Source organism: Pedobacter sp. 01N416, from assembly GCF_056399685.1.
In genome coordinates this window covers 1-9,584 of sequence record NZ_JBFTRT010000145.1, presented here as the reverse complement: position 1 = coordinate 9,584, position 9,584 = coordinate 1, and the positions used below count along the sequence as shown (strand labels likewise).

Here is a 9,584-nt window from a genome sequence, read left to right as displayed (position 1 = left end):
CCACAGGAGTCCTTTGGACAGACTGACGACCGCGGTGCTTATTTAACTTTGCTCAATTTCCTTCAGGCTATTCATTTTCTTATAAGCTAAGAATCCTTTTATATCTTCAAAGTGTTCACGAACGCGTTTGTTGCCAAATTCAAACACTTTTTGTGCTAATCCATCTAAGAAATCCCGGTCATGCGATACCAAAATCAAAGTACCATCAAAATCTTTCAACGCGTCTTTAATAATATCTTTGGTCTTCATATCCAAATGGTTGGTCGGCTCATCCAGGATCAATACATTTACGGGTTCTAACAACAATTTAATCATGGCCAAACGGGTTTTCTCGCCACCAGAAAGTACCTTAACCTTTTTTGTGGTATCATCGCCACTGAACATAAAGGCGCCTAAAAGGTCTTTGATTTTTATTKAGCCGTCGCTTAACGGAATTTGATCAATGGTTTCGAATACCGTTAGGTTTTCATCCAATAATGCGGCCTGATTTTGCGCAAAATAGCCAATCTTAGCATTGTGCCCTACTTTTAAACTGCCTTCGAAATCAATCTCACCCATAATGGCTTTAATCATTGTCGATTTACCTTCGCCGTTTTTACCGACAAAAGCTACTTTTTCTCCTCGTTCGATCACCATAGATGCTTTTTCAAATACAACATGATTGCCATAAGTTTTGGTAAGCTCTTCTACCATTACCGGATACTGACCTGAACGTGGTGATGGAGGAAACTTCAATCTTAATGCCGAAGTATCCACTTCATCGATTTCGATTACTTCGAGTTTCTCGAGCATTTTTACACGCGATTGCACCTGTAAGGTTTTAGAATAGGTTCCTCTAAAGCGGTCGATAAATTCCTGGTTGTCGGCAATAAAACGTTGTTGTTCTTCGTAAGCTTTCAACTGGTGTACACGACGCTCAGCACGCAGTTGAAGATAATGGGTGTATTTGGCCTTATAATCGTATATCCTGCCCATCGTTACCTCAATGGTGCGATTGGTAATGTTATCTACAAAGGTACGATCGTGCGAGATTACCATCACGGCTTTTGCCGAATTGATCAGAAAATCTTCCAACCATTGAATACTTTCGATATCCATGTGGTTGGTAGGCTCATCCAGTAAGATGAGATCAGGTTTCTTTAATAAAATTTTGGCCAACTCGATACGCATACGCCATCCACCCGAAAACTCAGAAGTTTGGCGGGTAAAGTCTTTACGCTCGAAACCCAAACCTTTTAACACTTTCTCTACCTCTGCATCATAATTGGTTTCTTCAATAGAATAAAATTGCTCACTTAATTCAGATACCCGCTCGATAAGCTTCATATAGTCATCGCTTTCGTAATCGGTACGGATAGTAAGTTGTTCATTCAGCTCATCAAGCTCTTTTTGCATCTGGTTTACCTCGGCAAAAGCTTTCATGGTCTCCTCAAAAACAGTAACATTATCATGAGTGAGCAAATGTTGTGGCAAATATGCAATCACAGCTTCTTTCGGACCTGTTACGCTACCAGAAGTAGGTTTAGCTACATCGGCAATGATTTTTAGAATGGTCGACTTGCCTGCACCATTTTTACCCATTAAGGCGATTTTATCGTTCTCGTTTATCGAAAAGGTTACATCGCTAAAAAGGGTGGTTCCGCCAAATGAAACGGAGATATTATTTACATTAATCACGATTGGGAATATTAAATTCGCGGCAAAGATAAAGGAAAGCGCGTAAATTATCGTGAGAATTTTAAGACATAAAAAAGGTTTCAGTTTTATACTAAGATCTTTAAAAATTCTTGATCTATCACCATACTAAACCTAACCAATTTATGGATGAATTAATTGGACTAAGATTCCGTTTACAAATAAAATTCAGGGTAAATAATGATCAATCGATAATGCCATTTTTTGAGATGATGTTCCCAGAAATTTCTTCACCGTTCAATTCCTTCAAAGTGGTTTCGATCGTCAGGCACATTGCATTTAGGGCGAGGTCGTTCGATGCTGTGCCGAAAGGCTGTTCTATCTCATCTGCAATGGCCTCAAAGGCTACAAAAGTATAGGCAATAAAGGCTACAATAAACGGGGTAAGCCATTGGAGGCTATCAACCAGCCCGAAGGGCAACAAAAAACAGTACAAATAGACAGTACGGTGCAACAACACCCGATAACTATAAGGAATGGGGGTGGAAATAATACGTTCACACCCACCAACAATCTCGGCCAGTTTATCAAGGTTTTCATCGAATCTCATCTGCTGTATAGTGTCAATGCGGCCAGTCTGGTGTGCATTAGCTACCCATTCGCCCATCAGTTTCGTAATCATAACAGGTTTGTACTTTACGGAGAGGATAAAACCATACTGTGTTTCGCTAAGCCGTGCTTTAAGGTCCGGTTGTGGGTCTGTATCCCTTAGCTGATGTTTGAGGGCATAGGTAAAAGAGACGAGAAGATCAATAAATTGATGCGAAAGTGATCTGTCGACTGGGGGCTCTGGAAGCGTAAGTGCTTGCCGGGCCAATGAACGTGTGCAATTTAATAGGGCTCCCCAGAGTTTCCGCGCTTCCCAAAACCTATCGTAACTAACATTGTTACGGAAACCGAGGAACAATGCGAGTACAAATCCAAATAAGGTTAAAGGTGTTGGATTTAAAGGGATTTTGAAGGAAAAGATTCTACCATTGAAGAATACAACACCAACTGACAAAACAAAAAGTAACGCGAGTCTGGGAAGGAGCTTTGGAAGAACAGAACCATGCCAAACAAACAGCATTTTAAACCAGTTTTCCTTATTTCTAATGATCATACTATATTTTGGCTTTAAGCATCTTTATTTATAACGTGGTCGTTCCTGTCTATTTTCAGATTATAACTGAACAGCCTGTTCCAGTTTTTTCACCCTTTCATATATCCCGGGGTCATGTTTTTTAATCCTGATCTTTACATATTTCGATGCAGGCATATTGCTTTCTTTCACTACATTGTTGATCCCTACCAGGACATTTGTTTCCGGGAAATAGGTAACGGCATTTTTTTCAGGAATCTGATAGGAAACAATAATAAACAGTGGTGCTATCCGCTCTATTCCATCATCATAGTTGAATAAGTCTACCTTATCTCCTGCTTTGAACCCTGCACCATCAATGTCGTTCTGGTTCATAAATACTACTCTACGTTCATTCTTTATGCCCCGGTACCGGTCATCAAGCCCATAAATGGTGGTATTAAACTGATCGTGTGTACGAGTGGTAGCCATCATATATTCCCCATCTTCCAAGTTGTTTTCAGGCAGACTGGTTAATGTAAATGGTGCTTTTTCTCCAAAATCCTTTGTAATAAATTTCCCGTCCCTTGCGAGATTAGGCAGATAAAATCCTTCCTTACGCCTAACCTTTTCATTGTAGTTTTCAAAACCTGGGATACATTTTTCAATGTCATCTCTTACGGCATCATAACTTTCTGCGTAACGTTTCCAGTCGATGACCGATTTATCGCCCAAAGTTGCAATCGCCATACGGCATACAATCTGTGTTTCATTGATGAGATTGTCTGATACCGGTTTCAGCATTCCCTTTGATGACTGCACTACTCCCATCGAGTTTTCTGTAGTGATAAACTGATGCACACCATTTACCATATCAATATCGCTCCGGGACAGTGTTGGCAATATCATGGATTCCTTTCCATGAACCAGGTGGCTACGGTTCAGTTTTGTAGATACGGAAACRATTAAATTAAGTTTTCGTACCGCATTGGCGGTGTAGTTTGTATCTGGTGTTGCAGATAGAAAGTTCCCTCCCAAGCAGAATAAGACTTTGAGTTTCCCTTCATGCATGGCTTTAATTGCCCTCACCACATCATACCCATGTTTACGGGGAGGATTAAAGCCATAAAAATTCTGAAGACGGTCTAGTTGGGCATCCGTAGGTTTTTCATCAATCATCATGGTCCTGTTTCCCTGAACATTACTGTGCCCACGAACAGGACAAACACCTGCCCCGGGTTTACCAATACTGCCTTTTAACAACAGGATGTTGAGCATTTCCTTAATCATATCTACACCATTGGGCTGTTGGGTGATTCCCATTCCCCAGCAGATAATAATTCTTTTTTTAAACGCCAGCATTTGTGCAGCATCATAAATCAACGCAGTAGAAACCCCAGATTCCTTTGCAAGTTCTGCTAATTTATAGGTTTCGAACTGCTCGATAAAAGCACCATAGCCAACTGTTTTTTCGGCAATAAAATCATGATCGAATACCGCTCCTGGAGATTTTCTTTCAAATTCAAGCAGAAGCAGTTCAATCGCTTTCAAAAGGGCCATATCGCCATTTATTTTTACAGGCAGATAAATATCAGCGAGTTTTCCGCCAGTACCCAGCACACCACTTACCTCCTGAGGATTACGGAATCCCATTAATCCTGCTTCAGGCAAGGGGTTTATGGCAATGATCTTACCTCCGTTCTTTTTACATTTTTCGAGGGCACTCATCATCCTTGGTGCATTGGTTCCCGGATTCTGGCCTACGATCACAACTACGTCGGTATCGTAGAAATCTTCGAGCTTTACGGTTCCCTTTCCAATACCAATCGTGGGGCGTAGTGCAGTACCTGATGTTTCATGGCACATATTGGAGCAATCGGGCATATTGTTGGTCCCATATTCTTTGGCAAATAACTGGTAAAGAAATGATGCTTCATTACTCGTTCTTCCCGAGGTATAAAATGTTGCCTCATCTGGTGTTTCCAACGCATTCAGATGGGCTGCAATTTTCGAGAATGCATCTTCCCAGGAGATAGGTTGATAGTGGGTGCCTCCCTGTGGCAGGTACATTGGTTCGGTTAACCGCCCCATTTTCCCTATGGTAAAGTCATCCAGCTTTGCCAGGTCAAAAACAGAATTTTCCTTAAAAAATTCGGCAGTAACCCTTTTGGTTGTAGCCTCTTCGGCAAGTGCCTTTGCGCCATTTTCACAATATTCTCCCAATGGAGAACGCTCATCATCCGGATCCGGCCAGGCACAGCTCGGGCAGTCGAAACCACCTGCCTGATTCATTTTAAACAATGCCCTCGTCCCTCTTAAAAGTGTTTTTTCTTCAATTAGATCTCCGAATGCGGCCACCACTGCGGGTATGCCAGCAGCCCATGTTTTTACAGGTGTTAGTTTAAGGCCTAACAATTTATAGGGATTTTCTGCAGCAGGTTCTTTTTTATCGTTCTCCATACCTTAACTATTTAAATGGGGATTGGGGTAATTGTCGCTTTGGTCCTCTTCTACATTATCCAGGCAGGTAAAGTCCTTTTCTATCAACAAGCTAACAGGCCCGCTCAGGTTACTAAATCCTACCTTATCTGTATTGACCAGTTCTTTTACCATTTTCTTGGGCATGTACAGCACGATGCGGTTATCAATAAAATCGGCACTTAGGTTGTCATCACTTGTAGTTGTTATGGCGTATTCCAATGTTTTGCTCATGAAATGGGAACTTTCGGAGAGAAACCCAACAGTACCCAGGGCCTCCACTTCTGATTTGGTTAATCTATATCTTAATGAATTGCCTTTAATTCTAATTTTCATGCGATGTCGGGGTTAGTATCTTATCGTTAATGGTATATATGTTAAATCTGTCGTTTCTAAGAAAACCAAGCAATGTAATATCGAACTCATTGGCCAATTCTACGGCGAGGGTTGATGGAGCACCAATTGCAGCCACAATAGAAATTCCGGCCATGGCTGCTTTCTGGATGAGTTCAAAGCTGGCCCTTCCACTCAAAAGCAATATAAATTGACTTAAAGGAAGCATATTCTTATTTAGCGCAGTACCGATTAGCTTGTCCAATGCATTATGACGCCCCACATCTTCACAGAGTAATAACAATTCGCCTTCTATGGTAAAGAGACCTGAAGCATGGATACCACCAGTTGCTGCAAAATTGCTTTGGGCCAGCCTCAATTTTTCGGGCAAGCTGTAAAATACATCTGGAGATAAACGCATTTCCTGTTGATGGGCTAAATTTGAATAAGGGCTTACTGTTCTAATGGATTGTATAGAACCCTTGCCACAAACTCCACAGCTTGAGGTGGTATAAAAATTCCTGTCAGATTGCAAAAGATTGGGCATAAACCCTTCAGTCAATTCTACACAAACAATATTTTCTTTTTGCAGTTCACAGGGCATGGATATATGGCTGATGGCTTTAACATTTCCATATGAAGAGATTATGCCCTCTGTAAACAAAAACCCAAGCGCAAGTTCCAGGTCATTTCCGGGTGTGCGCATCGTGATGGAAATATTCTTTTCAATCCGGTTCCCTGCCGGTCCATATACTATTCTAATTTCGAGTGGCTCTTCCACTGATAATATATCCAATGAAGGCGAAGCGATGAAACCTGAAACTTTATTGACAGGTAGGTGCTTAATCGAAACTGATGGAACATCCCTCATAACAATGATTGGTAAAGTCAGAAATTAACACTAAATATAGTTATTTTGAATACAAAGCAATTGTTATTTCATGATATAATTATTGAGCCAGCAGCGTGCCCAAGCCTACTAAGCTTGCAGCTATGGCATATGATTTTACACTGATAAAGCCTCTTATTTTGTGAGGCCTTGCCATTCCGAACCAATTATAATTTAATTATATTTAACTTCAAAAGAAGGAATATTAGTCAGACTAAACGCTTAAAAAATATAACTGTGAATCAATCTCAAAACGTAACAGACTATCCGAATAACAATACCATTTTTACGGTTTGGAAATTTAAAGATGGAGCAGCCATCAGGCCGGCCTTCAAAAGGCTTTGTGCACTGGTAGAGAATATGAACCGTTCTTATGCCGTTAGGGTGGTAAAAGGAAGAACGAGCTGTGTACTGGGCGTGGGCTTTTCGGCCTGGCCAAAACTGGGATTACCCTTGCCTCCTCCTAAGGAACTTTGTAATTTCGAGCCAATTATCGGCGCAAAACATATCGCAGTATCCACTCCGGGAGATATCCATATCCATCTTCGGGCGCTTGACATGGCAATATGTTTTGATATGGCGAGTGACATTGCGAGCATCATGCTGCCAGTTGCCGATTGCCTGGAGGAGATACATGGATTCAGGTACTGGGATGGCCGTTCGATCCTGGGTTTTGTTGATGGAACGGAAAATCCAATTGGTGATGAAAGGCCTTTTTTCGCTCTTGTTGGAGAGGAGGACCCAGCATATAAAAACGGGAGTTACCTTTTTGTGCAAAAATATTTACATGAAATGAAAAACTGGGAAGCGCTTTCAACGGAGGATCAGGAGAAAGTAATCGGTCGGTATAAAATGAGCGATATCGAAATGACCGATGATGTAAAACCCAGCAACTCCCATAGTGCCCTTGCAGGAATTGAGGATAAAGCAGGAAATGACCTTAAAATAATTAGAGACAATATGCCTTTCGGACATCCTTCAAAAGGTGAAGTTGGAACCTACTTTATTGCTTATTCTAAAAATTTCAGTACCGTTAAAGAAATGTTAACACGAATGTTCATTGGTTACCCGCCTGGCAATTCAGATCGGATCCTTGATTTTAGCACTCCGCACACAGGCACCTTATATTTTGCACCAAGCCTTACCATGCTACAGGCTTATGCTGAAGAAGGCATGTAGCTAATTCTTGTGATGATTGATGCGAGGTAATACGAGACCGGGCTTGAACCAAAAATCACCGTTCCTTACCGATAATGTGCATCAGCTAATCGTTGATGGTTTGGAAATTCCCAAAAGCATCTTTGCACATTTCTCACTCTTTAAATTTTGAATATTGTCCTCTTTCCATTTTTATATTTAATCGTTGGTAAAATTCAACAGGATTAAATGCTATTCGCTTATATTCTGTTTGTACGGTTGTTTTCCCTTGATTTAGTTTATCCTGGTTTTCCCAAACGGCAATTGTTATAATGATCAAATTGCCCGCATTGTCTTTTTGTTCGAAAACCTGATCACTTATAAAGCCTGGCAAAGTTTTTATAAACACCCTGTTATAATTCATTCTCTCTACAAACTCTTCAACTGATACTTTGGGAACTGAAAACTTATCGACGAAGTATATCTCATCACGATTTTCTTTTTTATTGGATAAATTTGTGAGGTCGATGGGTAAGACACCCAATTGTTGTAAAAAGCCTAAGCGGTCCGTTTGTATCTGACTTCCAGTTATTTTGCCATTTTTAAATTCATAGGTTGCTATCCCGTCAACAGAAACAGTTTTATTGGTTGGCGGAATATTCTGAAATTGATTTTTATGAGTTCCACTAAATTTTTGTTTTACTACTACTTTATTTCCATCAGCAATTATCTCTTTTACTTCCCATTGAGCATCTGGAAATGCTTTTGTTAACTCAAATATTGTTTCTTGAAAGCCAGTGGCGCCCTTGGCTCCAAACTGATTTATATAATCCGGTGAAATTATCTCTGATAACTTCTCATACCGTTTTTTTAAAAATACCGTATCGTAGAGGGAATAAATGAGCTCCTTTTGTTTATTGTTATCCATCTTGTTTGATTTTTCTAATGACCTGTTAGTAACTTGGGAAAAGCTATTTTGCTTGCACATCATTACGGTGCATAATGCGAAGGTTATTCTGAGTATTGAAGTCATCGGTTATATTTTTTATACTTCAAATTTCAGAACAACTCAAGCCAAATCATTGTAAAAAATCATTGAATTACCAAAAGTTAGGCGATTTATAGAACGCTGATGGTGTTTGCCCCGTAAACAGTTTAAAGTCTTTATTGAAATGAGGTTGGTCGTAATATCCTGCGTTAAAAGCTATGCCTGCCAGGCTTTCTGCTTGTTGTTTCTGCCTCACAATTGCCTCCATCCTTATAATAGAGGAGAATTGTTTTGGCGATGTGCCAACTGTTTTCCTAAACCTCTTTTCAAAAGCGTCATTGCTGATACAAAGCGTGTCTGCTAATTCTTTTATTCTGATTGCACCTTTTGTTGAATGAATTATTTCTACCGCTGCTGAGATTAATCTGTCAGGTGTATGGCTGTCTAATCGTGATAATAAAAACTGCTCAATGATGGCAATCCTTTGAATATTGTTTTGAGCTTCGGCTAATTGTTCTTCAATAATTTCAATTGTATTTCTCTTAATGAAAGCATCAAGAGAAATACTTTCTTCAAAGAGTTCATAGAGCGGTTCGTTAAAAAATGCTTTAGCCCCTGTCTCTTTAAACTGAACAACTATGGTCGCGGAATCTTGTAAATAGTGGACGAGTCTTACCGATTTTCTTAAACCAGAAATAGTTGAAACAGGCAAAAGTTCTTCTCTATCGTCTGATAGGTAACTAACCTGTCCCTTGTAACGAAAAGCAACAACAAGCGAAGTGCCTGGCAAAATCCTATTTGTCATTTCCACTTCACTTTCAACAATTCTGTATGCCTTGATGAAAGGTCTCAGTAATTCGGTCGGTATATACTCTTCAATTTTCATTTTTGCTGTTGGTACTGATAAAAATACAGCTTCTATTTATGCTGTACAAAATTTTTCTCGGATATATATCCCTCCAATAATTTGGGAGGATACCAAGATAAAGTAAAATACTTTGGAG

General features: G+C 40.0%; 8 protein-coding genes. 1 reads left to right on the top strand and 7 read right to left on the bottom strand.

What is annotated here, in order from left to right; all coding sequences use genetic code 11:
- Positions 1-42: 42 nt before the first annotated feature.
- From AC1DND_RS10105 to fdhD, 5 genes are all read right to left on the bottom strand, one after another.
- On the bottom strand, positions 43-1,677 hold the full coding sequence (locus tag AC1DND_RS10105; protein WP_477581301.1) for an ABC-F family ATP-binding cassette domain-containing protein: 1,635 nt from the start codon (positions 1,675-1,677) through the stop codon (positions 43-45).
- A gap of 202 nt (positions 1,678-1,879) precedes the next feature.
- Positions 1,880-2,797: a bestrophin family protein gene (locus AC1DND_RS10100; protein WP_477581299.1), complete on the bottom strand. Its 918-nt coding sequence runs from the start codon at positions 2,795-2,797 to the stop codon at positions 1,880-1,882.
- A 60-nt stretch (positions 2,798-2,857) separates the two neighbouring features.
- Positions 2,858-5,215, bottom strand: a complete 2,358-nt coding sequence (locus AC1DND_RS10095; RefSeq protein ID WP_477581297.1) for an FdhF/YdeP family oxidoreductase — start codon at positions 5,213-5,215, stop codon at positions 2,858-2,860.
- A gap of 3 nt (positions 5,216-5,218) precedes the next feature.
- Complete coding sequence (locus AC1DND_RS10090) at positions 5,219-5,569, bottom strand: DUF7009 family protein (RefSeq protein WP_477581295.1); 351 nt, start codon at positions 5,567-5,569, stop codon at positions 5,219-5,221.
- Positions 5,559-6,437 (bottom strand): formate dehydrogenase accessory sulfurtransferase FdhD, encoded by an 879-nt coding sequence (fdhD, locus tag AC1DND_RS10085; RefSeq protein ID WP_477581293.1) that lies wholly within the window; start codon positions 6,435-6,437, stop codon positions 5,559-5,561. The genes AC1DND_RS10090 and fdhD overlap by 11 nt, the downstream gene beginning before the upstream one ends.
- 255 nt (positions 6,438-6,692) lie before the next feature.
- Here fdhD and AC1DND_RS10080 point away from each other — a divergent pair, with 255 nt between their 5' ends.
- On the top strand, positions 6,693-7,634 hold the full coding sequence (locus AC1DND_RS10080; RefSeq protein ID WP_477581291.1) for a Dyp-type peroxidase: 942 nt from the start codon (positions 6,693-6,695) through the stop codon (positions 7,632-7,634).
- A 133-nt stretch (positions 7,635-7,767) separates the two neighbouring features.
- On the opposite strand, the gene AC1DND_RS10075 is transcribed toward AC1DND_RS10080, so the two are convergent.
- Together AC1DND_RS10075 and AC1DND_RS10070 are read right to left on the bottom strand one after the other, a co-directional pair.
- The gene (locus AC1DND_RS10075) at positions 7,768-8,520 is read right to left on the bottom strand and encodes an ester cyclase (protein WP_477581289.1); all 753 of its coding nucleotides are present in this window, start codon (positions 8,518-8,520) and stop codon (positions 7,768-7,770) included.
- 172 nt (positions 8,521-8,692) lie between these two features.
- On the bottom strand, positions 8,693-9,466 hold the full coding sequence (locus AC1DND_RS10070; RefSeq protein ID WP_477581287.1) for a helix-turn-helix domain-containing protein: 774 nt from the start codon (positions 9,464-9,466) through the stop codon (positions 8,693-8,695).
- Positions 9,467-9,584: the final 118 nt, after the last annotated feature.

What these genes read in the sequence shown, in the direction of transcription:
- AC1DND_RS10100 (WP_477581299.1), bottom strand. Translation starts at nt 2,797, where the DNA reads ATGATCATTAGAAATAAGGAAAACTGGTTTAAAATGCTGTTTGTTTGG.
- AC1DND_RS10090 (WP_477581295.1), bottom strand. Translation starts at nt 5,569, where the DNA reads ATGAAAATTAGAATTAAAGGCAATTCATTAAGATATAGATTAACCAAA.
- fdhD (WP_477581293.1), bottom strand. Translation starts at nt 6,437, where the DNA reads ATGAGGGATGTTCCATCAGTTTCGATTAAGCACCTACCTGTCAATAAA.
- AC1DND_RS10075 (WP_477581289.1), bottom strand. Translation starts at nt 8,520, where the DNA reads ATGGATAACAATAAACAAAAGGAGCTCATTTATTCCCTCTACGATACG.
- AC1DND_RS10070 (WP_477581287.1), bottom strand. Translation starts at nt 9,466, where the DNA reads ATGAAAATTGAAGAGTATATACCGACCGAATTACTGAGACCTTTCATC.